The organism is Rhodococcus sp. 06-462-5, assembly GCF_002258315.1.
In the GTDB taxonomy this organism is placed as follows: Bacteria; Actinomycetota; Actinomycetes; order Mycobacteriales; family Mycobacteriaceae; genus Rhodococcoides.
In genome coordinates, this window is sequence record NZ_NOYD01000051.1 from 16608 (window position 1) to 42006 (window position 25399).

The following is a 25399-nucleotide window of genomic DNA, read 5'->3' on the forward strand; positions in this document are numbered from 1 at the left end:
GTCACACTTGCGTAGGAAAGGACCGGCTCATCGTGGCTCTCGTTGCAGGAATCGACTCCTCCACCCAATCGTGCAAAGTATTCGTCCGTGATGCCGAATCGGGAGAGTTGGTGCGCCAGGGGCGAGCCGCCCACCCCGACGGCACCGAGATCGACCCGCAGCGCTGGAAGGATGCGCTCGACGAGGCGGTGGCAGCAGCAGGCGGACTCGACGATGTGGACGCGGTGTCGGTCGGTGCGCAACAGCACGGCATGGTGTGTCTCGACGAGGCAGGAGCGGTGGTTCGTAAAGCCCTGCTGTGGAACGACACTCGGTCGGCGCAGGCCGCAACAGACTTGGTGTCCGAGTTGGGGAAGGAGACCGGCGTCGACGGCGGGCAGGCGTGGGCCGACGCCGTCGGGGTGGTCCCACTGGCGTCGATCACCGTCGCCAAGCTGCGATGGCTCGCCGACCACGAGCCGGAGAACGCCGATCGCACTGCGGCCGTGTGTCTTCCGCACGATTGGCTCAGCTGGCAGCTCGGCGGCGCATCCGGGCTCGATTCCCTGGCCACGGATCGGGGCGATGCCAGCGGCACCGGGTACTTCTCCGCCGCCTCGAACGAGTATCGAACCGATCTGTTGCAGTTGGGTTTTCGTGGGCGCACTCCGCAGCTTCCGCGGGTCGCAGCTCCGAACGAGACCATCGGCCGAATGCGCAGCGGTGTACTGATCGGACCGGGTACCGGAGACAATGCCGCCGCTGCCCTCGCCCTCGATGCCCAGCCCGGTGACGTGGTGGTCTCGGTGGGTACCTCCGGCGTCGTATCGGCCGTGACATCGGTTGCAGCAACCGATGGTTCGGGCCTGGTCGCCGGATTCGCCGATGCCACCGGCAGGCAGTTGCCGTTGGTGTGCACCCTCAACGCTGCCCGGGTGCTCGATGCGACGGCGCGCCTACTGGGCGTCGACCATGACGAACTGTCTCGATTGGCGCTGTCGACGACCAGCGAGGGACTGGTGTTGGTGCCCTACCTCGAGGGTGAGCGCACCCCCAACCGTCCCGATGCATCCGGCGCGATTCACGGCCTGCGACTGAACAATTCGACGCCGGGTCACCTGGCACGCGCGGCAATCGAGGGTCTGCTGTGCGGTTTGGCCGACGGTATCGACCACCTGCGAGCACAAGGGGTGGAGACGAAGCGGGTGCTGCTCATCGGCGGTGGCGCAAAATCGGCTGCACTTCGCGAGCTGGCCCCGGCGATTCTCGGCGTTCCGGTGCTCGTGCCGGAGCCGGGGGAGTACGTGGCCGACGGCGCAGCGCGCCAGGCGGCGTGGACGCTGGCCGGAACCAGCGAGCCGCCGACCTGGGCGCAGGCAGCGTCGAAGACGTACGAGGCCGACCCCACCCCGGCGGTGCGCGAACGCTACGCCGCGTATGCGGCGGAGCCGCAGTGGCGCGGTTGAGTGCCGCAGAGGGCACTTAACCGCACCACTGCCGCAGGCACTCAGGGAATCAGGCGCGCATCTCGGTAGCGCTGGATCACCGAGGCGATGGCGTCCGGGGTGGATCGGAAGCCGAGGAAGCCGGCCTTCTTGGACTTGTTCATGTCCGTCAGGCATTCCATGTCGCGGCCGAGGTCACCGTCGGTGTGCCACCACGACGCGAGGCGTGAGACGTCGCTTTCGACCAGATCGTGCTTGTCGGCGATGCGCTTCCACGCGGCGGCCGCGTCGGACATGCGGGGTTCGAGGGGACGCGGCTCGCTGTCGTAGCCCTCGGGCTCGACGCCGAAGTGCGCGGCGAACTGCGGCCACAGCCAGCGCCAGCGGAAGACGTCACCGTTGGCGATGTTGAACGCCTCGTTGTGCGCATTCTCATCGGTTGCGGCCCAGACCATCTGCTCGGCGAGCAGGTCTGCGTCGGTGAGGTCGGTGAGCCCGTTCCACTGCATCTCGGAACCGGGGAAGACGAACTTCTCGCCGAGTTCCTTGCAGATCGACGCGTACACGGACAGCGTCAACATCATGTTCATCGCGTTGCCGACCGCGAAGCCGGAGATGGTGTGTGCGCGGTGCACGCTCCAGCCGAATCCGAACTTCTCCGCACCGGCGAACAGTTCGTCTTCCTGCGCGTAGTAGAAGTTGGGGGTGTCGAGACGGTCCTCGGTTTCGTGGAACGGCGTCTCGGCCATCACGGCTTCGCCGTAGGCATCGAACGGTCCGAGGTAGTGCTTGAGTCCGGTCATCAGCGCGACGTGCTTCACCGAGTCGAGGGGGCCGAGGACGTCCAGCACGTTACGCAAGGTCGCCGAGTTGACCTCGATGTTCTCCTGCTCCGAGTCCTTCTTCATCCAGGCGGTGAAGAACACGACCTCGGGGCGGACGTCCTTCAGTGCGTTCTCCAGCGAGGCCGGGTCGAGCAGATCGGCGGCCACGGGGATGACGCCGTCGACGGGGACACTTCCGCTGCGGCTCAGTCCGTAGGTGGTCCAGCCTGCATCGAGTGCGGCGCGGCACAGGGCCTGCCCGGAAATACCGGTGGCACCGACGATCAGCGCGCGCGTGTTGTTCGTAGTCATTCGCACCGACTACCCACTGGAGCCGATGCAACACGTGACGCGTCGAGTCTCACAACAGAGTGAGAACTTGCTGGGCGACGAGCACGAGCGCGCCGACGGCGGAGACGGTGATCGCGATGATCCGCAGGCGTCGACGATCGAGAACTCGATTGACCACCCGTGACAGCAGGAAACCGAGAATGGTCGCCGGGGCCAGGAACACGAACAGCGTGGCCGTGTGGGCGTCCACAGCGCCGGCCACCGCCAGTACCGCCAGCGAGATGATCGAGCCGACGAGAAAGAAGCAGCTCATGGTGCTGCGCAGCTCGGCTCCGGTGTTGCGTTGCCACACCAGCGCCATCGGCGGCCCGCCGATGGAGGTGGCCGTTCCAAGAATTCCCGATGCGGCTCCGGCCACCACCAAATTTCGTCTGTGCGGCAACGGGACCCAGCCGAACGACGTCAATGCGACGCCGCCCAGCACCACCAGTGCCAGCAGAATCGCGAGTCCGCGTTCGGGCAACAGGACGAGCAGAAGTGCACCGACTGCCGACCCGGGTAGGCGACCGGCGAGTGCCCACCCGGCGCCCGAGAGATCGAGGGCGGTGCGATCACGAACCAGAACGAGCACACTGACGACAACGGCGAGCATGATCAGCGTCGCCGGGATGAGGCCGGGGTCGACGATCGCCACGATCGGTGCGGCGAGCATGCCCATGCCGAATCCGATGGACGCCTGCATCGCCGAGGCGAAGAAGATGGCCAGCGCGACGACGACGAAACCGGTGACGCTCAGGTGTGTCGCCATCACGTCCCGGCAGCGACGAGGCCGAGATTGCCTGCGGCGAGGGGATAGTGACATTCTGCGATGTGATCGGCCTCGTCGGCGTCGAGCGCCACCGGTGGTGCCTCACCGGCACACAGTTCGGTGGCCTTCCAACAGCGCGTGCGAAAGCGGCATCCCGACGGCGGATTCAGCGGCGACGGTACCTCGCCCTTCAGCAGGATCTTCGTCCCACGGTTCGACGCGTCGAGTGTGGGTGCAGCCGACATCAACGCCGCGGTGTACGGGTGAGCCGGTCGGTCGAATACTGCTTCGGTGGGCCCGGATTCGACGATGCGTCCGAGGTACATCACAGCGACGCGGTCGGCGACGTGCCGGACGACCGACAGATCGTGCGAGATGAACACGTACGAGATGCCGAGTTGCTTCTGCAGGTCGTTGAGCAGGTTGAGTACCTGCGCCTGCACCGAGAGATCGAGCGCCGAGACCGGCTCGTCGCAGATGATCACGTCGGGGTTCAGCGCCAGAGCTCGCGCGATGCCGAGGCGTTGGCGTTGACCGCCGGAGAATTCCTGCGGGAAGCGGTTCTCGTCGCTCGGTCGAAGGCCGACCAGATGCAGCAGCTCACGTACGCGTGCAGAGCGGTCGCGGCGAGTCTTGTACAGGCTCTTGTGGGTTCGCCATGGCTCGCCGATGATGTCCCCGGCCGTCATTCGCGAGTTGAGCGAACCGTAGGGGTCCTGGAAGACCATCTGCACCCGCCGACGCCATGCGAGCAGTTCCTTGCCGCGCAGCGCGAACGGATCCGTGCCGTCGAACGCGACGGTGCCCGAGTCGGGTCGTTCGAGCATCATCAGGGTCCGCGCGAGAGTGGACTTGCCGCAGCCGGATTCGCCCACGAGGCCGAGGGTTTCACCGCGTCGAAGATCCAGGTCGATGGCGTCGAGGGCGCGGAGCTTGCCGCGGCCGACGTCGAAGGTCTTGTTCAGGCCGCGAACGGTCAACAGTTGCTCAGACATGGCTGGATACCTCGTTCGGGAAGTGGCATGCCGACATCCGGCCGCTGCCGACGGATTCGAGCGGGGGGCGAGTGTTGATGCAGATCTCTCGGGCCAGGGGGCAGCGGGCCCGATAGACGCACCCGTCGGGGATGGAGTGAAGATCCGGTGGGGTGCCGCCGATCGACTTCAGATCCTCACCGCGGACGGCGTGTACGGGTACCGAGTCGAGCAGTCCCTTGGTGTACGGGTGCCGCGGTGCGCCGAATACCTCGGACACCGGTCCGGTCTCGACGACGTTGCCCGCGTACATGATGGCGACCCGGTCGGCCTCCTCGGCCACGAGGGCGAGGTCGTGGGTGATGAGTACGACGGCCATGTCGTGTTCGGTGCGTAGTTCCTTGAGCAGGGCCATGATCTGTGCCTGCACGGTGACGTCGAGGGCGGTGGTGGGTTCGTCGGCGAGCAGTACCGACGGACTCAGTGCGACCGCCATCGCGATCAGCAGGCGTTGGCGCATTCCGCCGGAGAACTGGTGCGGATAGGAGTCGGCGCGTGATTCGGGCTCGGGGATACCCACTCGGGCCATCAGCGCGATGGCCTCTGCCCGTGCTTGTTTGCCGGACATGCCGCGATGGATCCGAAACGGCTCGGCCAGTTGGGTTCCCACGGTGTAGACGGGATTGAGGGCGGTCAGTGCGTCCTGGAATACGATGGCCAGTTCGGTGGCGGCGATGGTGCGTCGCACCTTGGTCTTCGCCGTCACCAGGTCCACCTCACCCAGCTCGACCGAACCGCCGGTGATGTCTGCGATCGGCTCGAGCAACCCGACGATGGCCTGCGCCGTCATCGACTTGCCGCAGCCCGATTCACCCAGCAGGGCGAGGGTTTCGCCGCGACGGGCGGTGAAGGAGACGTTGTCCACGGCGCGAATGACGCCCGACGGCGTCCGCAGATCGACGGTCAGTCCTCGTACGTCCAGGGCGGCGCTTCCGGTGTCGGGTCGCTGTGGTGCAGTTGCCGGTGCGCTCATGAGACGACCTTTCGTACGGGGAGCAGGCGAGACCGCTTGGAGCGGGGGACGTTGAGTCGCCACCGCTGTGCCGGATCGGTGGCGATGCGGGCCCAGGCGGCGAGCACGGTGGCCGAGACGGTCGTCAACACGATGGCCAGGCCGGGGAAGAAGGAGAGCCACCAGGCAGTCTGCAGGTAGGTACGGCCCTGCGAGACCATCAGGCCCCACGAGACGTCTGGCGGCTGAATTCCGATGCCCAGGAAGCTCAATGACGACTCGGCGAGAATGACGAAGCAGAAGTCCAGGGTCGCGACGGTGAGCAGGGTCGGTAGCAGGATAGGGGCCACATGGCGTCTGATCACCGATCCGCTCTTCGCCCCGAAGGTTCGTGCGGCGTCGACGAACAATCGACTCTGCAACTCGGCCGACTCCGCGCGGGCCGTACGCAGGTAGATCGGGATGCGTGTGACCGTCAGGACCAGAACGATGTTGGCGGCACTGGGGGAGAACACGTAGAGCACGACGACGGCCATCAGCAGGGACGGGAAGCTGAGGATCACGTCGGCGACGCGCATCGCCGCGGTCTCGCGCCAACCGCGATGGAAGCCGGCCCACATACCGATGAACGAGCCGATGATCGCGGAGAGAATGACGGCCGGAATGGCCACCGAGAGTGTGGTTCTGCTGGCCACGATCAACCGGGCCAACATGCTGCGACCCAGTGGATCGGTGCCGAGAATGTTCATCCACCCGGTGTCGAGGGTGAACGGAGGCAGGTTGGAGCGGTCGAGATCCTGATCGGTTGCCGAGTCGCCGACCAGCATCGGCCCGAAGATCGCGGTGAGGAAGACCAGCACCAGGATCGCGGCGGCGACGGTGGCGACCCTGTCTCGTAGCAGTAGCTTCCACAGCGGAGCCGATGCCTTGCGGGCTTCCACCGGGCTCTGGGGCGGAACATCCTCGGGCTCGGACGTTTTCGGTGCTTCGAAGTCGAGTGACATCTGTTTCTCCTAGACCTTCACCTTGTCGCGAACCCGGGCGTCGAGCAGTGCGTAGCAGGCGTCGATGACGATGTTGAGCACGAAGATGGACACCGCCGTCAACAGAACAGCCGCCTGGAGGACGGCGAAGTCGCGCTGCAGGATGGCGTCGATCATCAGTTTTCCGATGCCGGGCCAGCCGAAGATGGCCTCGACGACCACCGCGCCGTTGACGAGTCCGACCATCAGGTCACCTGCGACGGTCAATGCCGGCGCGGCGGCGTTGCGCAGAGCGTGGTGGGTGACGACCCGAAGATCGCCCGCCCCTTTGCTTCTCGCCAGTCGCACGTACGGTGCCGACAGTGCCGACACCATCGCACCGCGCACCACCTGGGTCAGAACGCCGAGGGGACGAATGAGCAGGGTGGCGATCGGCAACACCCAGGAGAGCATTCCGCTGTCCACGCCCGAGGTGGGCAGCCAGCCGAACAGGATGGCAAAGACGTAGACGCCCATGATGGCGAACCAGAAGTCCGGGATGGATGCGGCCGTCATCGACAGCAGGCTCGAGATGCGATCGGCCAGCGAGTTGGGCCGGTACGCGGCCCAGCAGCCGATGATCACCGCGCCGAGGATGGCGAGGAACATCGTCGCGAACGCCAGCTGCAACGTCGCGGGGAATGCGCGCAGTGCCATTGCCGACGCGTCCTCGCCGGTGCGGAGCGACTGCCCGAAGTCGAGTTGGACGACGCCCTTGAAGTAGTCCAGCAGCTGCGTCAGCACCGGCTGATCGAAGCCGTTGGTGGCGCGGAACGCCTCGCGCTGCGCCTGGGTTGCAGACTCGGGTAGGTACAGGCTGGTGGGGTCGCCGGTGAGCCGAGCGAGGAAGAACACGCCCAGCAGAACGACGAACAGCGGGATCAGGCTGGTGTAGATCCGTCGGCGCAGGAATCTGAACATGTCAGGGCCTCTCGGTGTCGGCGCGCGTCATGGCGGCGAGATGCATTTCGTCGACCGTGGCCGAGTTGGGGGTGTAGTCGACCGAGGACGCCTTGGCGAGCACCCCGTTCATGTGCGCGATGTAGGCCATCTGCATGATGTCTTTCGGTTCGTCGGCGAACACCTGCGCGTACGCGTCCTGCCGGTCCTCGCCGGTCAGCGCGCCGGCGGCAGCTATCTCGCGGTCGAATTCCGCTGTGCCGTATGCACTCTGGAAACCGTCGCTGGTGAAGTACTGGTCGACGGTGAACGCGGAGTCGCCGGCCTGGTTGCCGTGCTGAATCACCAGCAGATACGGCCCGACGTCCGGGAACGGACGTTCCTGATATTCGGCAGTGCCTGCGGCATCCATCATTTCGATCTTCACGTTCATACCGATCTTGGACAGCGAGTTCTGGATGACCTCGACCGTCTCGTTGATCTTCGGGAACTGCCCGGTGCGTCCGATCAGGAGGATCTCGGTGTCGACGGGTACGCCGTCGGCGCGGGCCTCGTCGATCAATGCGCGGGCCTCGTCCATGTCGTACGGCCATGGGGTCAACTCCTCGTTGAATCCCACGACACCCTCGGAAATCAGTTGAGCTGCAGGCGAGCCGAGTCCGCGGAAGAGTGCCTTTACGATGCCGTCGCGATTGATCGCGTAGTTGATGGCCTGCCGCACCCGCATGTCGTCCAGCGGCGGCTGCGCGGCCTGGATGCGGAGCGCCGTGGTCTCGTTGTTGGGGTATGCGACGCCCAGGTCGCCGGCCCCGTCCTCCGGGCCGACCGACGTTGCGATCTCGGCCTCACCGTTGGTCACCATCGATGCGCGGACGCTTCCCTCGCTGCGCCACTGGTATTCGGCCCTGGCGTATTCGGGCTCCGGACCCCAATAGCTCTCGTTGCGTACGAGCGAGAGCTTCTGGCCGTAGTCCCAGCGTTCGATCGCGAACGGTCCCGTTCCGATCGGTTCACGCACGCGCTCGGTGTAGCTCGTCGTGCGCGGGACCATCTCGACGAACGACAGACGAAGCGGCAGGATGGGGTCGGGTTCGGGGGACTCGACCGTCAATGTCAGAGGATCGACCGCTCTCACCACCAGGTTCGCGTCGCCGAATACGTAGCCCTCGACGTTGCAGCCCAGCTCCGAGTTGACCGTTCGGTCGATGGAGAACGCAGCGTCCTCGGCCTCGAATGGGCTGCCGTCGCTGAAGGTCACGCCGGGGTGGATCGCGAACGTCCACTCGGTATCGGAGGTCTGTTCCCACGAGTCGGCCAGCTTCGGTTCGAGATCGCCGGTGCTGGGGTTGCGCTCCATCAGTGGCTCGGTGATGTTCGAGCGGGTGACGACCCCGACCGACGTGAGCGAGACGTCGCAGGCCTCGAGGGTGGGCGGTTCCTGCGGCAGAACGATGCGGAGGGTGTCGGCGCGACTCGGTCCGCCGTTGTTGGAGTTGGCGACGGTGCAGCCGCTTGCGATCAGTGAAAGTGACAGTGCGCCAACAGCTATTGCGGCGACGCGATGGTTCCGTCCCTGCTGCACGAAGAGTGCAGGGCTCATGGTGGCCTCCAGTGGGAAAAGGATCCGCGTCTGCATGTCGCAGCCGAATCTGTGACGGTAGACACACGGTAGGAGCGCGTGATCTGCGACGTCAACCGGGCGAAATCGGCTTTTCGAGCAGTTTTGTGGATCACATCGGGTCCTTTGTTGGGGCTCAGGTCACAGTAGTGGGGTACTGACCAGGCCCGATGCCGGACGGGATGGTCGACGCGGCATCGCCAATGCGTCGTTCATGCCGTTTGGGTATCGGTCCATGTTATTTCCGTGTTGGACAGGTATTCGAGAAGCGGCATACCGTACAGGAAACGCGCACGTTCCACCATCTCGCGAGGAGAACAATGGTCACCGTCAGTTCAGAGGAATCGTCTGTGTCGCAGCAGGATTCGCGCGGGAACGGGCGTGTGCTCCGAGTGGGGCCACTCAAACCGTCGTTGATGGACACTCTGGTGGCCGAGTACGACGCGCTGGTTCTCCCCGAGGGCGACGAGCGCGAGGACTTCCTGGCCGCACACGGCAGCTCGATCACCGCGGTCGTCACCTCCGGCCGGACCGGAGTCGATGCTGCGCTGATGGACCGGTTGCCGCAGCTCGGTGCCGTCGTCAACTTCGGCGTCGGATACGACACCACCGACGTCGACGCCGCAGCCGGCCGAGGCATCGCCGTCAGCAACACCCCGGACGTACTGACCGATTGCGTGGCCGACCTGGCCGTGGGCTTGCTGATCGATACCGTGCGCGGGCTCTCGTCCGCCGAGCGTTTCGTGCGCGCCGGCCGTTGGCCCGCCGAGGGCAACACGCCACTGACGCGTCAGGTCACCGGCACGCGCGTCGGAATCATCGGACTCGGGCGCATCGGTTCGGCAATTGCCGATCGGCTCAACGGGTTTCGCTGTGAGATCTCGTACCACAATCGCAACGAGATCGATGGTTCGCCCTACGTCTACGCTGCCAGCCCGAGAGCGCTTGCAGAGAGCGTCGACGTGCTGGTCATCGCCGCGTCGGGTGGCTCGGGAACTGCGCATCTGGTCGATCGCGCGGTGCTCGAAGCGCTGGGGCCGCAGGGACATCTGATCAACGTGGCCCGCGGAAGCGTCGTGGACGAGGAGGCGCTGATCGAGTTGCTTGCAGCGGGGCAGCTCGCCGGTGCCGGCCTGGACGTCTTCGCCCATGAACCGAACGTGCCCGACGCCCTGCTGGCGATGGATAACGTGGTGCTGCTGCCGCACGTGGGCAGCGCAACGGTGGAGACCCGTGCTGCGATGGAAGCGCTCACTCTCGAGAACCTCGATCGCTTCCTGGCCGACGGCACCCTCGTCACCCCGGTGGCACGATGACCGTCGTCGTCGGCTACTCGCCGACCGTCGAAGGAAAAGGCGCACTGCCCTTCGCATTTCGCGAGGCCCACATGCGCGGAACGGACTTGCTCATCGTGGCCGAGGGCGGCAGCGCAGGCGACGCGGACTTCGCTGCCACCGTAGAATCGGCTCGCGAGGAGGCGTCGGCGCTCGGTGTCACGACGAAGATTCACGACAACGAAGCAGGCCGCTCGCATGCCGACAACCTGATCGACCTCTCGTTCGACGAGCAGGCTCAGCTCGTCGTCATCGGCATTCGGCGTCGATCACCCGTCGGAAAGTTGTTCATGGGCAGCATCTCTCAGCGTGTACTGCTCGAGGCGCACTGCCCGGTGACGGCCGTCAAGCCGCCGGTGGGGTTGCCGCGCTGAGTGCGCGTCATCGGCGGGTCCTGCCGTGTCGAATCAACACGGCGATGCCCAGTCCGATCAGGGTCAGGATCAGTGGTGCGACTATCGCCATGTTCGAGCCGATCGCAGTGAACAGGACGAACGCTGCGAGAGCTGCGAGGAAGTACACAGCAGCGAAACGTGGTGTCCAGAAAACGGTGGTCACGCGCTCCCCCTGGGTCGAAGCCGGATGCGGCAGCGCCGGCGATCTTCCCGGCGCCCGGCAAATCATAAGGGAAAGTAACGACTACGCGCCACCCACATCACGGAGACGGGTCCCGAGTCGCGCTCGGTGGATACGCTGAACCGTGTCGAAGATCGGGCGGTGCGACGCGTCGCTCACGGCGGTTGTCGGACCATCGATCACGCTCCTTGCCGACAAATTATTCATCTGCCCACCGTCGAAGGTGGGCATCTGGACAATAGATCGGCAAACGGGGACCTCACACCGCTTTTACCGACTGCGCGCCCCCGCTATGACGTGATCGGGGGCGCGCAGTCGGTAAAAAGGGCGCTCACTTGCGGTTTCGGGCACGCTCTCGATCAGCGGCGCGTCACGACCACTCACGTGTCGGCAGCACATCGGTCATGAAGCGGTGCAACGCCGGGTTGTCGTTGTCCACCCGCCAGGCGGCGTCGAGTTCCACGGGTCGTTCTTTCACTGTCCGAACCGGCCGGAACACAACACCTTTCGGACGCATGGTCGACGCGGACTCCGGTACCAATGCCAGTCCGATCCCGGAGCGAACGAGCACCAGCATCGTGTGCACCTGGGTCACGTACTGCACGTAACGCGGGGTCACGCCGACGATGGTGAAGGTGCTGATGAGCAACTCGTGGAAGTACCGCGCATCGACGGGTGAATACATGATGATCGGCTGCTCGTCGAAGTCCTCCACCGACAGTTCGTCCTTCTCGGCCAGCGGATGAGTGTCGGGCATCGCTGCGATCAAGGATTCGTGCAGCACCGGCCTGGACGCGATGCCCGGTCGCTTGAGCGGCGGCCTGGCCAACCCGAGATCGATATCGCCGACGGCCAAAGATTCCATCTGGACCGCCGAGACCATCTCGCGCAGAACGAGTTTCACATCCGGAAGCTTGTCACGCGCAGCGTCGAGCAACTGCGGCAGCACCGCATGGGCCGATGCGCCGGTGAATCCGACGACCACGGTGCCCAGGTCTCCGGTGGGGACGCGTCGTACGGTCAGCAATGCGCCCTCGGCGAGGTCGAGGATGCGTCGAGCCTCGGGAAGGAAGGCCAGGCCCGCGGCCGTCAAGGTCACCGACCGGCTCGTCCGGTCGATCAGCTGAACGCCGACTTCACTTTCGAGCTGTTGGATTTGCCTGCTCAGTGGCGGCTGCGTCATGTGCAGCCGCTCGGCAGCGCGGCCGAAGTGCAGCTCCTCGGCGACGGCGATGAAGCAGGAGAGCCTGTTGAGCGAAAACATCGATTCATTCCTTGCATCGCGCGGGGAGTTTCGGCGTGCCTTTGCGTATAAAGCTAGCGTACGAGCCCGATCCCGACGATTGGTAACCTTCCCTCCGGTAAGAGTAGAGTTCCCGCGCAGCACCCCCCTTGCACCCATCGAATGGAGCCGTCGTGTCTCGAGCTGCCCAGGTGCCTGCCACCTCCGTCGAAGACGTCTCGGTGCTGGGTGCGTTGCGCTCACCGAAGCGACTCAAGACCGAAGTGCTCGCAGGCTTGGTCGTGGCACTGGCGCTCATTCCGGAAGCGATTTCGTTCTCGATCATCGCCGGGGTCGATCCGCGCGTCGGGCTGTTCGCGTCGTTCACGATGGCGGTCACGATCTCCATCGTCGGTGGCCGTCCGGCCATGATCTCCGCTGCGACCGGTGCCATTGCGCTGGTCGTAGCCCCGCTGGCACGGGATTACGGCCTCGATTACCTCATCGCAGCCGTGATCCTCGGCGGAATCCTGCAGGTCCTGCTCAGCGTCCTTGGCGTCGCCAAACTGATGCGGTTCATCCCACGCAGCGTCATGGTCGGGTTCGTCAACGCGCTGGCGATTCTGATCTTCTCCTCGCAGATTCCGTACCTGATCGGTGTGCCGTGGTTGGTCTACCCGATGGTCGCCGTGGGCCTGGCCATCATGTTCATCCTGCCCAAGCTCACCACCATCGTGCCGGCACCACTGATCGCGATCGTGATACTGACCGGCGTCACACTCGTCTTCGCGCTGGCCGTGCCCGACGTCGGCGACGAAGGCGAACTGCCGTCCTCGCTGCCGTCGTTCCTGATCCCGAATGTGCCGTTCACCGTCGACACGTTGTCGATCGTCGCGCCGTTCGCGTTGGCCATTGCGCTGGTCGGTCTTCTCGAATCACTGATGACGGCCAAGCTCGTCGACGACATCACCGATTCGCATTCCAACAAGACCCGCGAGGGCTGGGGCCAGGGTGTGGCCAACCTCGTCACCGGGTTCACCGGCGGCATGGGCGGTTGCGCGATGATCGGTCAGACCATGATCAACGTCAAGGTCTCCGGTGCGCGCACTCGGATCTCGACGTTCCTCGCGGGCGTCTTCCTGCTGATTCTGGTGGTCGGTCTCGGCGACATCGTCGCGCTGATCCCGATGGCAGCGCTCGTCGCCGTCATGATCATGGTCTCGATCGGCACCTTCGACTGGCACAGCATCAACCCGAAGACGTTGCGGCGCATGCCCAAGAGCGAAACCCTCGTGATGGTCGCGACTGTGGCGGTCACCGTGATCACCCACAACCTCGCATACGGCGTGCTCGTCGGAGTGATCACCGCGATGGTGCTGTTCGCCAGGCGGGTTGCGCACCTGACCGAGGTGGTCGATGTGGCTCATCCCGACGAGGACACTCGCGTCTACGCGGTGAAGGGCGAGCTGTTCTTCGCGTCGAGCAACGACCTGATCTATCAGTTCGATTATGTGGGCGATCCGAAGAACGTCGTCATCGACATGTCGGAGTCGCACATCTGGGACGCATCGACCGTTGCGACGCTGGACGCCATCACCACCAAGTACGCCGCGAAGGGCAAGACGGTGGAGATCGTCGGTATGAACGCGCCGTCGGTCGAGCGGCACGATCGTCTCAGTGGAAACCTGGGCGGCGAGCACTGACTAGGGTGGACGCTCGGGCGAGGAGAGGCGGCACATGACGGACGACGGCACACACATGCAGATCGGACAGGTGGCTCAACGCACCGAGCTGTCCATCCGCACGGTTCGTCATTACGACGACGTAGGTCTGGTCACGCCCTCTGCTCGGACCGTCGGGGGCTTCCGGCTCTACACCGAGACCGACGTCGAACGCCTGCTCGTCATTCGCCGGATGAAGCCACTCGACTTCACGTTGGCCGAGATGAAACAGCTACTGGAATCTCTCGACATTCTCGGAGACGAGAACGCGACGGACGACGCCAGGTCGTCGGCCGCGGCCTTCGTTCGTGAATGTCACACCAAGGCCGAGGACAGCTGCCGCACGTTGCGGCGGCAGCTCGCCTACGCAGAAGAGCTCACCGAGGTGTTGTCGACTCGCGGAGCAGCAGCCCGGAGCGAGTAGGTTCGGCTCTAGCGGCCGAAGCTACTGCATCCGGGTCGAACCGGAACTCCCGCGAGGCGGTCGTCCAACCACGCGAACGCACCGGGAGCTCCGCTGCCGGCAACGATGCTGTGCTCACCCAGGTATTCCTCGAGGCGGACGTCGGCTCCGCGTGAACACCACTTGTCGAACACGGCCTCGGGACCTTCCTTCGGAATCCAGAACTCTTGCTGTCCGTGATACAGGAACACCGGTGCCGTCGGGGTTCCGCTGTCTCCCAATCGATTCTGATCGGCTACCGCGAGCGCCAGCGGCGAATTGAACGCATCGGGAGTGATGGACAGTGACTCGATGCGGATCGGAGCAACGATTCCGAACGGTGCAATCCCGATGATGCACAGGTCCTTCGACGCCTGTGCGAGCCGCCACCCGTCGTCGTTGTAGAGCGACAGCATCTCCGGGTACTCGCGCGCGACGCCCATCGCTGCCGCGAGGAACACCGCCGACGCCGCGTTGCCGTTCATGGACTGACGTAGCAGTGCGAAGTCGGTGGGCGTTCCGCCGAACGCTGCGCCGACGATGTTCAGTTCGGGGGCGTAGGTCGGAGCCTCCTGCACGGCCCAGCCCGATGCGATCGCCCCGCCCGAGTAGCCCGTAATGCCCAGGGGCGCAGTCGGATCGAGGCCGACCGCGGCGGTCGTGACCGCGCCGCGCAGACCGTCGAGTACGGCGTGCGCCGCCATCGGTCCGACGGCGTACGCATGGCGTGGCCCCTGGTGGTCGGTGACGACGACGGCGTAGCCCCGCGCCAGAAGCAGCTGCACGGGTGCCATTTCCGTAGCGATGCCGCGTTGCATGGTCCACGATGGCTCACACGTGGCGCCGAGCGAATCGATGGCCATGTTGTAGGCAACAACAGGGCGCGGACCGGGCGAGCTCCAGGGCGCGGTCGGGACGATGACGCTGGTGACGATGGCAGCGGGGCGGTCCTTCGCGTCGGTCGAGGCAACCAGCAGTTGGGTGGTGGTGACCGGGGTGACAAGTGGTCCGACGGTGACGCTGCGGGTCCGTAGAACTGTTCCGGGAGCGGCTGTTTCGTATCCGGGCGGCGGAACGACCCACGGATCGTCGAGCGGTGTCGCGGCGATCGATTCGGCGGTGCGCGGCGGATTCTGGAAATCGCCGAGTGGATCGGCACCCGCCGACCATTGCCCGCCCGACACCACCAGCGAAACCGCAGCGACCACCGTCGCACACCGACGGCCGAACTTCGCGTACTTCCCCATCGAGACCCCCCGGTCGAAGTTCCGGATCGTTACCGGAGCTTTCCAAACGACTCTAGGGGCCGGAATCATCTACGGGGGCCGAACGCAAAATTTGCTCGGATCGGGCGGGGACTGGCGACCCGGAACCGTTCTACGCGCGGCTTCTTGTGGTCACCGACCTCGCCGCTGAGAAGACATGCTCTAGCCGTCGACGACAACCGGAACGATGAGGGGCTGACGGCCCAGGGTCTGCTTGGCCCACCGGGCCGATTCCTGCACGATGCGCTTTTCGATGTTCTCGCGGGAGGCGACCTTCACGTCGCTCTCGCGGGTGAGGGTCTTGCCGATCGCCTTGGCCAGTGAGTCGAAAGCGTTGGCCTCGTGCGCGAATCCGCGCCCGATGAAGTCGACGTCGTCGACGAGCAGTCCGGTGTCGGGGTCCACGATCGCGATGACGGTCAGGACGCCCTCGTTCGCGAGCAGGCGCCGTTCGGCCAGCGAATCCTCCGTCACGCCGCCGACGGCACTGCCGTCGACATAGATCAGCTCGATGGGTACGGAGCCGGTGATCTGTGCGACGCCGTCGAACAGGTCGATGACGCTTCCGTTCTCGGCGATCAGGACGCGATCGCGAGGGACGCCGGTTCTGATCGCGAGATCGGCATTGGCGCGCAGGTGCCGCGACTCACCGTGTACGGGAAGCACATTCGCAGGTTCGAGGATGTTGTAGCAGTAGACCAACTCGCCCGCGCTGGCGTGGCCCGAGACGTGCACCTTGGCATTTCCCTTGTGCACCACGCGCGCACCCTTGTCGACGAGACCGTTGATGACGCGGTAGATCGCGTTCTCGTTTCCGGGGATCAGGCTGCTGGCCATCAGCACGGTGTCGCCGTCACCGACCTTGATCTGATGCTCACCCGACGCCATCCGCGACAGCGCGGCCAGCGGCTCGCCCTGCGATCCGGTGCAGATCAAGGTGATCTTGTTCGCCGGAAGTCGGTTGAGCTTCGGCAGATCGACCACGAGCCCGTCGGGCACATCGAGGTAATTCAGATCGGTCGCAATCTTCATGTTGCGCACCATCGATCGCCCGACGAAGGCAACCTTGCGGCCCTGCGCGTGCGCGGCGTCGAGGACCTGCTGGATGCGGTGTACGTGACTGGCGAAGCTCGAGACGATCACGCGTCCCGTGGTTTCGCGGAACACCTTCTCGATGGCCGGGACCAGATCGCGTTCGGAGACCATGAACCCGGGAACTTCGGCATTGGTCGAGTCGACCAGGAGTAGATCGAGCCCTTCCTCGCCGAGGCGTGCGAAGCTGCGGAGGTCGGTGATCCGCCCATCGAGCGGGAACTGGTCCATCTTGAAATCGCCGGTGTGCAGCACAAGTCCGGCGTCGGTGCGAATGGCGATGGCCAGACCGTCGGGAATCGAGTGGTTGACGGCAATGAACTCGAGCTCGAACGGGCCTTCCTGACGGGTCTGCCCCGCCTCGACCTCGATCAGCTTTGTCGAGACCTTGAACTCTTCGAATTTGGCAGCCAGGAAGTGCAGTGTCAGCCGCGACGAGATGACGGGAATGTCGCCGCGTTCGCGCAGCAGGTACGGCACGCCACCGATGTGGTCCTCGTGTCCGTGGGTGAGGACGATCGCGACGACGTCGTCGAGACGATCCCGGATGCAACTCCAGTCGGGGAGGATGACGTCGACACCGGGCTGATGTTCCTCGGGGAAGAGCACGCCGCAGTCGACGATGAGCAGTTTTCCGTCGAACTCGAACACGGTCATGTTCCGGCCGATCTCACCGAGACCGCCGGTCGCGATCACGCGAAGGTGCCCGGCCGAAAGCGCGGAAGAGGATCGCTTTCTCGATGCGGCGGGGGATCTGCGGTTGCGTGGTGATCTCGACATGCCTCTTACGCTACGGGGGGCCTCCGACCTGGTGTCGACCCCGGTCCGAAGACCGTTGATTTGCGTCAACTCTACTATTGCGTAAGAGTAGGGATCAGTTTCCGGACTGTTCCTCCCCCACCCGATATGTGCGGGACGCGTGAGATGCCCATCGGGCTCCACGAACAAAGCCTTCGGGCGCAGCGATGTGCCCACCCCATGGACGAGAGCGGCCGTTCGTCGGCACGTGCGGTCCATCGATCACGAATGGAGAGATATGACCGACTCCGCCGAGCGGATTCCGACCGTCATGGGTGCCCTGCGGTCCCCACGGATGCTGAAGACCGAGGTTCTGGCCGGCCTCGTCGTCGCGTTGGCGCTGATTCCCGAGGCCATCGCCTTCTCGATCATTGCCGGCGTCGATCCGCGAGTGGGCCTGTTCGCGTCCTTCACGATGGCGGTGTCGATTGCGTTCCTCGGTGGTCGCCCTGCGATGATCTCCGCGGCCACCGGTGCCATCGCCCTGGTCATCGCCCCGGTGGCCAAGCAATACGGTCTCGACTACTTCATCGCCACCGTCATCCTCGCCGGCGTTCTCCAAGTGATTTTCGGGGTCCTCGGGGTTGCCGAGTTGATGCGCTTCATCCCTCGCAGCGTCATGGTCGGCTTCGTCGATGCACTGGCCATTCTGATATTCACCTCGCAATTTCCTGCTCTGATAGGTGTGCCATGGCTGGTCTACCCGCTGGTGGCCGTCGGTCTGCTGATCATGTTCTTGCTACCCAGGATCACGTCGCTCGTGCCCGCACCGCTCGTCGCCATCGTGCTGCTGACCGTCGCCGTCGTGGTGTTCACGCTGAACGTCCCCGACGTCGGCGATGAGGGCGAACTGCCGTCGAGCCTGCCCGCGCTGCTGATCCCCGACGTCCCGCTGAACCTCGAGACGCTGAGCATCATCGCTCCGTACGCCCTCGCCATGGCCATCGTCGGATTGCTCGAATCGCTGCTGACGGCAAAACTCGTCGACGACGTCACCGACAGTCACTCGAACAAGACCCGGGAGAGTTGGGGTCAGGGCGCAGCGAACGTCATCACCGGATTCTTCGGTGGCATGGGTGGGTGCGCGATGGTCGGCCAGACGATGATCAACGTCGAGACCTCGGGTGCCCGGACTCGCATCTCCACGTTCCTGGCCGGGGTGTTCTTGTTGATACTCGTGGTCGGACTGGGCGACGTCGTGGCGCTGATCCCGATGGCCGCACTCGCCGCCGTCATGATCATGGTTGCGATCGGCACGATGGATTGGCACAGCATCAGCCCGAAGACGTTGCGGCGCATGCCCAAGAGCGAAACGGCAGTCATGCTGGCAACCGTTGTGGTCACCGTCGCCACCCACAACCTCGCATACGGCGTGCTCGTCGGAGTGTCTACCGCGATGGTGCTGTTCGCGCGGCGGGTTGCACACCTGACCGAGGTGGTCGACGTAGCGCATCCCGACGAGGACACCCGCGTCTACGCAGTGAGGGGGGAGCTGTTCTTCGCGTCGAGCAACGATCTGGTCCATCGGTTCGACTACACGGGAGATCCGAAGAACGTCGTCATCGATCTCAGTGGTGCCCACATCTGGGACGCGTCCACCGTCGCCACGCTCGATGCCATCACCACGAAGTACGAGGCTAAGGGCAAGCATGCCGAGATCGTGGGTCTCGACGCGTCCTCTGCGCAGCGACATGTGCGGCTGACCGGCCGGCTGTCGGGCGGTCACTGACGAGCGCTCGCCGATTGCCCCGAAACCATTGCGGAATCGCGCGTCATCACTTTAAAGTGATGACGCGCGTCATCGGATGCCGCGCTCGTGGGAAGGGTCCTTTGAGGATGCATACGCACAAAGTGGTCATCATCGGCAGCGGCTTCGGTGGCCAATGCGCAGCCAAAGCTCTGCTCGACCGTGGGATCGACGACTTCGTCATCCTCGAGAGGCGTCCCTTCCTCGGCGGCACGTGGAAGCAGAACCGGTATCCGGGCGCAGCCGTCGACGTGCAGAGCCCGCTGTACTCGATCGCGTCCGAACCGTTCGAGTGGTCGCGCATGTTCGCCGAACGCGAGGAACTCGAGCGGTACACCGACCACGTGCTCGAATCGAACGGTCTGCCGGCTCGTACCCGTGTCGACACCGACGTCCAGAAGATCGAATGGGCAGGCGATCACTGGGCGATCTCCACCTCGCGCGGCGACTACGCGGCCACGTTCGTCGTGAACGCATCGGGTCCGCTCAGCACGCCGGTGATTCCGCCGTTTCCGGGCCGAGACACGTTTCGCGGCAGACAGTTTCACACCAACGACTGGGACACCGAATACGACCACGCCGGTAAGCGGGTGGCGATCGTCGGCAGCGGTGCCAGCGCCGCACAGGTGATCCCCGCGATCCAACCCGACGTGGAGCATCTGCACGTCTTTCAGCGCACCCCGCACTGGGTGATGCCGCGCCACGATCGTGAATTCACGGCGCTCCAGCGAAAGCTGCTGCGTATGGAACCGATTCGAAGGGCGGTTCGCGCCGGCATCTACTGGACCCTCGAGACCCGCATCATCGGGTTCAAGTACTCGCGTCGAATGCTCAAAGCCGTAGCACAGCGAACTGCTCTGAAACACATCGAGTCTCAGGTTCCGGATACGGAGCTTCGAGCGAAGGTCACCCCGGACTTCACCATCGGCTGTAAGCGAGTGCTGCTGTCCAACACGCTGTATCCGGCGCTGGGGCAATCGAACGTCACCCTGCACGACAGGAACGACGGTATTGCCGAGATCACCGAAACCGGAATCGTCACCACCACGGGCGAGCACGTCGACGTCGATCTCCTGGTGTGGTCCACCGGATACGACGCCACCGACGGCGTCATCTCGTACCCGGTGATCGGCCGAGACGGCCGCGCCTTGTCCGACGTCTGGGATCCGTACCCGCGCGCGTACCTCGGCACCACGATTCCCGGGTTCCCCAACCTCTTCGTCGTCACCGGGCCCAACACCGGAATCGGGCACACCTCTGCGATCTTCCTCATCGAGGCGCAGATGGAGTACATCGTGCGGGCCGTCGACGCCGTTCGACAGAGCGGGGCACTGGCGATCGAGGTCACTGCAGATGCCGAACAGGCCTACACCGACAAGATTCACCGCGAGATGGAGGGCACCGTCTGGAAGGACGGCGGCTGCCACAGCTGGTACCAGTCGAAATCCGGGCACGTGGTGGCCATGTTCCCCGGCTTCAGCTTCACGTTCCGCCGGTGGGCCAGGCGATTTCGACCGCAGGAACACCACATCCACTTCTCGCCCACCGAGGCGACCGCGAAGGACGAGGTGTCGGCATGAAGGATCATTCGGGCCAGGTAGCGCTCATCACCGGCGCGGCAGGCGGTATCGGTTCCGCCGTCGCGTCGGCGCTGCATCGACGCGGTGCGTCGGTCGTCCTCGTCGACATGAGATCGACCGACCTCGAGTCCGTGGCGGCGAAACTGGGCAACCAGCGCGTGGCGATCGCCTACGCCGACGTCACGGTGCGGGAGCAACTCGACGCGGCCGTCGCCACTGCGATCGAGACCTTCGGCACGCTCGACATCGTGATGGCCAACGCCGGAATCTCCAGCGGTGCACAGGCATCGACCATCCGGTCCATCGAGGACGGTGTCTTCGAGCGGGTCATCGGCGTCAACCTCGTCGGGGTGTGGAACACGGTGCGCGCCGCCCTTCCGCACATCGTCGAATCCGGCGGCTATGTATTGATCACCTCGTCTACGTATGCGTACCTCAACGGCCTGGCGAACGCGCCGTACGCGGCATCGAAGGCGGCCGTCGAACAGCTCGGTCGGGCGTTGCGCTCGGAGCTGGCGGGCACGAAAGCGACAGCGGGAGTGCTGTATCCGGGGTGGGTGGCAACGCCGATCGCCGAGGTCGCGTTCGGCGGCGACTCCGTCGCGACGGCCATGATCGCGCGCGCATTCCCAGGACCGCTGCTTCGCCCGATCACACCGGACAAGCTCGCCCGTGTGGCCGTTCGAGGGATCGGACGCAGAGCTCCGCGCATCGCCGTACCCGGCCGGTGGATTCCGATCTCGATACTGCGCGGCATCGTCAACCCGATCCTGGACGCCAAGATGGAACGCGACGCCGAATTGATCCGCCTGACAGCAGAACTCGACGCTCGGCACCCATGAGTGAAGTCGAGACCTCGGGTCGGGCGTACGGCGGTGAGAGTGCCGCTGATCGCGACGACCGCCGCCGCAGGCAATTGCTCGACGCGGGACTGCGGGTGTTCGGCAGCGTCGGGTACCGAGCCGCCACCGTTCGCGGATTGTGTCGCGAGGCCAAGATCGCCGACCGGCACTTCTATCAGTACTTCGACAAGACCGAGGATCTCCTGCTCGCCGTCTACGCCGAATGCATTGCACACCTGACGAACTCGGTGTCCGAAACGGTGGCGGAGATGAATTCCGACGGTGACGTCAGGGCCGCCGCCGCGCAGTTGCTCGATCCCTTCTTCCGAGTCGTCGAGGACCCGCACCTGGCCCGAGTGGTATGGATGGAGGTGCTCGGTGTCAGCCCTCGTGTGGAGCAGACGTACCTGACGGTGATGCAGCAATTCGGGACGCTCTTGCTGGGCTACCTCCGCACGTTCGCCGGCGACGTACCGTCGGGACCCGATCTGGATGTCGACCTGCTCGCCACCGCCGCGATCGGCGGAATCAGCCATACCGCCATGACCTGGTATCAGAGTGGCTACACCGCCGAACGACGCATCGTCGTCGCCACCATCGCGACCATGCTCGCCAACATCGTTGCGCCGTTGACGAACGAAAGTCCTGCCGAACGACAGTTCTGAGCGGTGTGCTGTTCCGCGAGGTCGGCGTCTCGCGCCGACCTACTCGTGGACGGTCGTGCGGTTTCGGCCGAGTCTCTTCGACGCGTACAGAGCGCGGTCGGCGCGCTCGAGGGTGGTACGCGCCGATTCGCCGCCCTGCCTGCCCGCCACACCCACCGATATCGTCAGGTCCGCAGGCAGTTGTTGCCGGACGCGATCGACGGAGTCGCGCAGTTCGACGGCCGAGCCCGTCGTACACAGCACCGTGAATTCGTCGCCGCCCGAGCGGCTCAGCAGATACTGCTGGGGCAGGCAGGTACGCAATGCGGACGAGACGATCTCGAGTGCGCGATCACCGGCCGCATGACCGTGGTCGTCGTTGATCACCTTGAAGCGATCGATGTCCACCACTGCGATGGCGTCGATCTTCCCGCTCGCCACCGTTCCCGGACGAGCGTCCAACTCGCGGGTGAGGCGTCGTAGGTTCGCGAGTTGGGTGAGATGGTCGATCTCGGAGGTCGACGCCACGCTTTGGACCCAGGCCGCCGAGATCGCGATGGCGAAAAGCACGAGCTGGGCGTTGATCACCAGCACGGGATGGACATCGCCCACGACGGCACCCAGATACGCGACGTACACGGCGTTGAGAACCGTCGTCCGCCAGGCGATTCGGTTGGGGAGCACGATGAATGCGGGCGTCACCAGGAGTATCTGGAGAAAGATGCCCGACATGGCCGGTATCTGTCCGCCCGCCGCGGTACAGACGAGAGCGATGCTCGTCAGACCGGACAGGTGCATCGCCAGGTAGAGGCGACGAGAGAGAACCGGTGCTGCCGCGAGCATGTAGATGCCCAGCGCGCACCACGCCACCGCCAGAACGAGCAACACCGTTGCCGCCCGGGGCGACGCCCCGACGACAGTGACGACGCCCACCAAACCGCTCACGAGGCAGTTGACCCCGGACGTTCGGGCGACCGGCGCAGGAGAATATTGCCAACCGCTGTTCACACGACGAACCTCTCGCACAGATCCCCACGACCTGTCGGCGAGCTTATCCCGCTACCAGCGTGGGCATGTGTTCTCGAAGCTCGGGTCGATGCTCTGCATGTATCCGGTGTCGTCGCGGTCCCGGATTCCGCAGTCGAGGTACTGCTGATGCAAGGCCGCCAGGGCGTCCTCGTCGATCTCGATCCCCAGACCGGGCCCGGTGGGAACGGCTACCGCGCCGTCCACGAAATTCAACACCCCGGGTACGACGACGTCCTCGCTCTTCCACGGCCAGTGAGTGTCGCAGGCGTAGGTGAGGTTGGGTGTTGCCGCAGCGAGGTGCACCATGGCGGCCAGGCTGATGCCGAGGTGGCTGTTCGAGTGCATCGACAGGCCCATCTCGAAGGTCTCGCAGATTCCGGCGAGCAGCCTCGAGCGCTGCAGACCTCCCCAGTAGTGGTGGTCGGACAGCACCACCTGAACCGAGTCCTTCACCACGGCAGGCTTCAGGTGATCGAACGCGACGACGCACATGTTGGTCGCCAGTGGCATCTTCGCCTCCCGCGCGACTTCTGCCATACCGTCGAGACCCGGAGTGGGGTCTTCCAGGTACTCCACGATGCCGTCGAGCTCGGCGGCGACGCGGATGGACGTGTCGACCGTCCATGCCGCGTTGGGGTCGAGCCGAAGCGGCAGCTCGGGGAATGCTTCCCGGAGCGCTTTGATTCCGGCTATCTCCTCGTCGGGAGGAAAGACACCACCCTTGACCTTGATGGCCTCGAAGCCGTACTCGTCGATCATCTTTCGCGCTTGCCGCACCAGACCGGCCGGGTCGACTGCCTCACCCCAAGAATCCGGTCGTCCGCCGGGATGCGCTGCCCACTTGTAGAACAGGTACGCACTGAACGGAACCGAATCGCGAACCTTGCCGCCGAGCAGATCCGACACCGGTCGCCCCAGCACCTTGCCCTGAACATCCAGGCAGGCGATCTCGAACGGCGAGAACACACGATCGGTCGTACTGGCCGTGGTGATCATTCCGGCGACGCCGTCTCCGCCGGTGATCGACAGCGTCCCAAGCACGGTGTCGACAGCATCTCGAATGGCGTTGAGTGCGAACACATCCAGGCCGGTGATGGCCTGGGCTGCCGCGTCGAGTCGCGCGAGATGCGCAGTATCGGCGTAGGTCTCACCGAGTCCGACGACACCTGCATCGGTGTCGAGCTGGATGATCGCGCGCAGTGCGTAGGGCTGATGCACGCCGACCGTGTTGAGCAACGGCGGGTCGACGAAGGCGATCGGGGTGATTCGAGCGCCGGTGATCAGGACCGGATCCTGCATCAGTGCACCGCGAGCTCGTCGGCCAACACGGCCCGGCCGGCGGCGACGATCGCGGTCAGTTCCTCGAGGTGCGGCGCACTGATGTCCACCAGCGGCGGACGCACGGGGCCTGCCTCGATCCCTTCCATCGTCACGCCCGCCTTGATGAGCGAGACGGCGTAGCCGGGAACCCTGTCGCGCAGACGAACCAGCGGGTGGAAGAACTCGCGAAGCAAGGCGGCAGTGAGCTTGTCGTTGCCGCTGTCGAGCGAACGGTAGAACGCCAGGGCCAGCTCGGGTGCGAAGGCGAACGTCGCGGACGAGTACAGCGTGACACCGATCGCGCGGTAGGCCTGCTGCGAGACCTCCGCGGTGGGCAGACCGTTGAAGAACTGGAAGGACTTGCCCGACGGTTCCAGGGCGTCCAGCACCGCGCGGACGATGCGGCCGACCTGGTCGAGATCTCCTGTGCCGTCCTTGAATCCGACGACGGTGGGCAGCTGTGCCACCTCGACGGCCGAGTCCTCGGTGAAGCGGGCGTTGCCGCGGTTGTAGACGATCAACGGCAGATCCGATGCACCGGCAACGGCCTTGGTGTAGTTGACCAGACCGGCCTGCGGCATCGTCACCAGGTAGGGCGGCAACAGCAGGATGCCGTCGGCGCCGTTCGACTTCGCGCTCGCCGCGAATGCCTTTGCCTGGGCGACGGATCCGCCTGCGCCGGCGTACACCGGCACGCGGCCCGCGACGACGTCGACTGCGGTGCGCACGATCTTGCCGAACTCCTCGGTTTCGAGGGCGTGGAATTCGCCGGTGCCGCAGGCGATGAACACTCCACCGGGTCCGGCGTCGACACCCTTCGCGATATGCGCGGCCAGCAGGTCGTAATCGACCTCGCCGGAGGCGGTGAACGGGGTGACGGGGAAGAACAGGACTCCGTCGAGCATGGTGGTCTC

At 65.0% G+C, this 25399-nt stretch carries 23 protein-coding genes; 9 read left to right on the top strand and 14 right to left on the bottom strand.

Going from position 1 to position 25399, the window contains the following annotated elements; all coding sequences use genetic code 11:
• The first annotated feature begins 32 nt into the window (after positions 1-32).
• Positions 33-1445: a xylulokinase gene (locus CH251_RS23775; RefSeq protein WP_094615381.1), complete on the top strand. Its 1413-nt coding sequence runs from the start codon at positions 33-35 to the stop codon at positions 1443-1445.
• 41 nt (positions 1446-1486) lie between these two features.
• Here the strand turns inward: CH251_RS23775 and CH251_RS23780 are convergent, their stop codons facing one another.
• The 7 genes from CH251_RS23780 to CH251_RS23810 are packed head-to-tail and all read right to left on the bottom strand — an operon-like array spanning position 1487 to position 8855.
• A complete protein-coding gene (locus tag CH251_RS23780; RefSeq protein WP_094615382.1) occupies positions 1487-2560 on the bottom strand; it encodes an SDR family oxidoreductase in 1074 nt (357 codons plus the stop codon).
• A gap of 49 nt (positions 2561-2609) precedes the next feature.
• A complete protein-coding gene (locus tag CH251_RS23785; RefSeq protein WP_094615383.1) occupies positions 2610-3347 on the bottom strand; it encodes a sulfite exporter TauE/SafE family protein in 738 nt (245 codons plus the stop codon).
• A complete protein-coding gene (locus CH251_RS23790; RefSeq protein ID WP_094615384.1) occupies positions 3347-4342 on the bottom strand; it encodes an ABC transporter ATP-binding protein in 996 nt (331 codons plus the stop codon). Before CH251_RS23790 ends, CH251_RS23785 begins: the two co-directional genes overlap by 1 nt.
• Positions 4335-5354, bottom strand: a complete 1020-nt coding sequence (locus tag CH251_RS23795) for an ABC transporter ATP-binding protein (protein WP_094615385.1) — start codon at positions 5352-5354, stop codon at positions 4335-4337. The genes CH251_RS23790 and CH251_RS23795 overlap by 8 nt, the downstream gene beginning before the upstream one ends.
• Positions 5351-6337: an ABC transporter permease gene (locus CH251_RS23800; protein WP_094615386.1), complete on the bottom strand. Its 987-nt coding sequence runs from the start codon at positions 6335-6337 to the stop codon at positions 5351-5353. Before CH251_RS23800 ends, CH251_RS23795 begins: the two co-directional genes overlap by 4 nt.
• 9 nt (positions 6338-6346) lie before the next feature.
• Positions 6347-7276, bottom strand: coding sequence for an ABC transporter permease (locus CH251_RS23805; RefSeq protein WP_027495305.1), 930 nt, complete (start codon positions 7274-7276; stop codon positions 6347-6349).
• Position 7277: 1 nt separating this feature from the next.
• Positions 7278-8855 carry an ABC transporter substrate-binding protein gene (locus tag CH251_RS23810; protein WP_094615445.1) on the bottom strand — a complete coding sequence of 526 codons (1578 nt, stop codon included), beginning with the start codon at positions 8853-8855 and terminating at the stop codon, positions 7278-7280.
• A 338-nt stretch (positions 8856-9193) separates the two neighbouring features.
• Here CH251_RS23810 and CH251_RS23815 point away from each other — a divergent pair, with 338 nt between their 5' ends.
• Positions 9194-10189, top strand: coding sequence for a 2-hydroxyacid dehydrogenase (locus tag CH251_RS23815; protein ID WP_179273425.1), 996 nt, complete (start codon positions 9194-9196; stop codon positions 10187-10189).
• The gene (locus tag CH251_RS23820; RefSeq protein WP_094615387.1) at positions 10186-10581 is read left to right on the top strand and encodes a universal stress protein; all 396 of its coding nucleotides are present in this window, start codon (positions 10186-10188) and stop codon (positions 10579-10581) included. Before CH251_RS23815 ends, CH251_RS23820 begins: the two co-directional genes overlap by 4 nt.
• Before the next feature lie 7 nt (positions 10582-10588).
• Here CH251_RS23820 and CH251_RS27640 read toward each other — a convergent pair whose 3' ends face one another.
• Positions 10589-10765 (bottom strand): hypothetical protein, encoded by a 177-nt coding sequence (locus tag CH251_RS27640; RefSeq protein ID WP_179272143.1) that lies wholly within the window; start codon positions 10763-10765, stop codon positions 10589-10591.
• A gap of 388 nt (positions 10766-11153) precedes the next feature.
• Positions 11154-12047 (bottom strand): LysR substrate-binding domain-containing protein, encoded by an 894-nt coding sequence (locus CH251_RS23825; protein WP_094615388.1) that lies wholly within the window; start codon positions 12045-12047, stop codon positions 11154-11156.
• A gap of 152 nt (positions 12048-12199) precedes the next feature.
• Here CH251_RS23825 and CH251_RS23830 point away from each other — a divergent pair, with 152 nt between their 5' ends.
• Both CH251_RS23830 and CH251_RS23835 read left to right on the top strand, forming a co-directional pair.
• A complete protein-coding gene (locus CH251_RS23830) occupies positions 12200-13708 on the top strand; it encodes a SulP family inorganic anion transporter (RefSeq protein WP_256979277.1) in 1509 nt (502 codons plus the stop codon).
• A gap of 34 nt (positions 13709-13742) precedes the next feature.
• Positions 13743-14150, top strand: coding sequence for a MerR family transcriptional regulator (locus CH251_RS23835; RefSeq protein WP_094615389.1), 408 nt, complete (start codon positions 13743-13745; stop codon positions 14148-14150).
• Positions 14151-14158: 8 nt separating this feature from the next.
• Here the strand turns inward: CH251_RS23835 and CH251_RS23840 are convergent, their stop codons facing one another.
• Both CH251_RS23840 and CH251_RS23845 read right to left on the bottom strand, forming a co-directional pair.
• Complete coding sequence (locus CH251_RS23840; RefSeq protein WP_094615390.1) at positions 14159-15415, bottom strand: lipase family protein; 1257 nt, start codon at positions 15413-15415, stop codon at positions 14159-14161.
• Positions 15416-15595: 180 nt separating this feature from the next.
• Entirely contained in the window at positions 15596-17305 is a 1710-nt protein-coding gene (locus CH251_RS23845; protein ID WP_256979278.1) for a ribonuclease J, read from the bottom strand.
• 256 nt (positions 17306-17561) lie between these two features.
• Here CH251_RS23845 and CH251_RS23850 point away from each other — a divergent pair, with 256 nt between their 5' ends.
• The 4 genes from CH251_RS23850 to CH251_RS23865 all read left to right on the top strand — a co-directional run bounded on the left by CH251_RS23850 (position 17562) and on the right by CH251_RS23865 (position 22157).
• On the top strand, positions 17562-19052 hold the full coding sequence (locus CH251_RS23850) for a SulP family inorganic anion transporter (RefSeq protein ID WP_094615392.1): 1491 nt from the start codon (positions 17562-17564) through the stop codon (positions 19050-19052).
• Positions 19053-19159: 107 nt separating this feature from the next.
• Positions 19160-20650 (top strand): NAD(P)/FAD-dependent oxidoreductase, encoded by a 1491-nt coding sequence (locus CH251_RS23855; protein WP_094615393.1) that lies wholly within the window; start codon positions 19160-19162, stop codon positions 20648-20650.
• Positions 20647-21492: an SDR family NAD(P)-dependent oxidoreductase gene (locus CH251_RS23860; RefSeq protein WP_094615394.1), complete on the top strand. Its 846-nt coding sequence runs from the start codon at positions 20647-20649 to the stop codon at positions 21490-21492. Before CH251_RS23855 ends, CH251_RS23860 begins: the two co-directional genes overlap by 4 nt.
• A complete protein-coding gene (locus tag CH251_RS23865) occupies positions 21489-22157 on the top strand; it encodes a TetR/AcrR family transcriptional regulator (RefSeq protein WP_094615395.1) in 669 nt (222 codons plus the stop codon). The genes CH251_RS23860 and CH251_RS23865 overlap by 4 nt, the downstream gene beginning before the upstream one ends.
• 39 nt (positions 22158-22196) lie before the next feature.
• On the opposite strand, the gene CH251_RS23870 is transcribed toward CH251_RS23865, so the two are convergent.
• From CH251_RS23870 to CH251_RS23880, 3 genes are all read right to left on the bottom strand, one after another.
• On the bottom strand, positions 22197-23081 hold the full coding sequence (locus CH251_RS23870) for a GGDEF domain-containing protein (RefSeq protein ID WP_143537816.1): 885 nt from the start codon (positions 23079-23081) through the stop codon (positions 22197-22199).
• Between the two features lie 114 nt (positions 23082-23195).
• On the bottom strand, positions 23196-24464 hold the full coding sequence (locus CH251_RS23875) for a glucarate dehydratase family protein (protein ID WP_094615397.1): 1269 nt from the start codon (positions 24462-24464) through the stop codon (positions 23196-23198).
• Entirely contained in the window at positions 24464-25390 is a 927-nt protein-coding gene (locus tag CH251_RS23880) for a 5-dehydro-4-deoxyglucarate dehydratase (RefSeq protein WP_094615398.1), read from the bottom strand. Before CH251_RS23880 ends, CH251_RS23875 begins: the two co-directional genes overlap by 1 nt.
• Positions 25391-25399: the final 9 nt, after the last annotated feature.

Coding starts and splice junctions, on each gene's coding strand:
- CH251_RS23780 (WP_094615382.1), bottom strand. CDS start 2,560: ATGACTACGAACAACACGCGCGCGCTGATCGTCGGTGCCACCGGTATT.
- CH251_RS23785 (WP_094615383.1), bottom strand. CDS start 3,347: ATGGCGACACACCTGAGCGTCACCGGTTTCGTCGTCGTCGCGCTGGCC.
- CH251_RS23790 (WP_094615384.1), bottom strand. CDS start 4,342: ATGTCTGAGCAACTGTTGACCGTTCGCGGCCTGAACAAGACCTTCGAC.
- CH251_RS23795 (WP_094615385.1), bottom strand. CDS start 5,354: ATGAGCGCACCGGCAACTGCACCACAGCGACCCGACACCGGAAGCGCC.
- CH251_RS23800 (WP_094615386.1), bottom strand. CDS start 6,337: ATGTCACTCGACTTCGAAGCACCGAAAACGTCCGAGCCCGAGGATGTT.
- CH251_RS23805 (WP_027495305.1), bottom strand. CDS start 7,276: ATGTTCAGATTCCTGCGCCGACGGATCTACACCAGCCTGATCCCGCTG.
- CH251_RS23810 (WP_094615445.1), bottom strand. CDS start 8,855: ATGAGCCCTGCACTCTTCGTGCAGCAGGGACGGAACCATCGCGTCGCC.
- CH251_RS23815 (WP_179273425.1), top strand. CDS start 9,194: ATGGTCACCGTCAGTTCAGAGGAATCGTCTGTGTCGCAGCAGGATTCG.
- CH251_RS23820 (WP_094615387.1), top strand. CDS start 10,186: ATGACCGTCGTCGTCGGCTACTCGCCGACCGTCGAAGGAAAAGGCGCA.
- CH251_RS23825 (WP_094615388.1), bottom strand. CDS start 12,047: ATGTTTTCGCTCAACAGGCTCTCCTGCTTCATCGCCGTCGCCGAGGAG.
- CH251_RS23835 (WP_094615389.1), top strand. CDS start 13,743: ATGACGGACGACGGCACACACATGCAGATCGGACAGGTGGCTCAACGC.
- CH251_RS23840 (WP_094615390.1), bottom strand. CDS start 15,415: ATGGGGAAGTACGCGAAGTTCGGCCGTCGGTGTGCGACGGTGGTCGCT.
- CH251_RS23845 (WP_256979278.1), bottom strand. CDS start 17,305: ATGTCGAGATCACCACGCAACCGCAGATCCCCCGCCGCATCGAGAAAG.
- CH251_RS23850 (WP_094615392.1), top strand. CDS start 17,562: ATGACCGACTCCGCCGAGCGGATTCCGACCGTCATGGGTGCCCTGCGG.
- CH251_RS23855 (WP_094615393.1), top strand. CDS start 19,160: ATGCATACGCACAAAGTGGTCATCATCGGCAGCGGCTTCGGTGGCCAA.
- CH251_RS23860 (WP_094615394.1), top strand. CDS start 20,647: ATGAAGGATCATTCGGGCCAGGTAGCGCTCATCACCGGCGCGGCAGGC.
- CH251_RS23865 (WP_094615395.1), top strand. CDS start 21,489: ATGAGTGAAGTCGAGACCTCGGGTCGGGCGTACGGCGGTGAGAGTGCC.
- CH251_RS23875 (WP_094615397.1), bottom strand. CDS start 24,464: ATGCAGGATCCGGTCCTGATCACCGGCGCTCGAATCACCCCGATCGCC.
- CH251_RS23880 (WP_094615398.1), bottom strand. CDS start 25,390: ATGCTCGACGGAGTCCTGTTCTTCCCCGTCACCCCGTTCACCGCCTCC.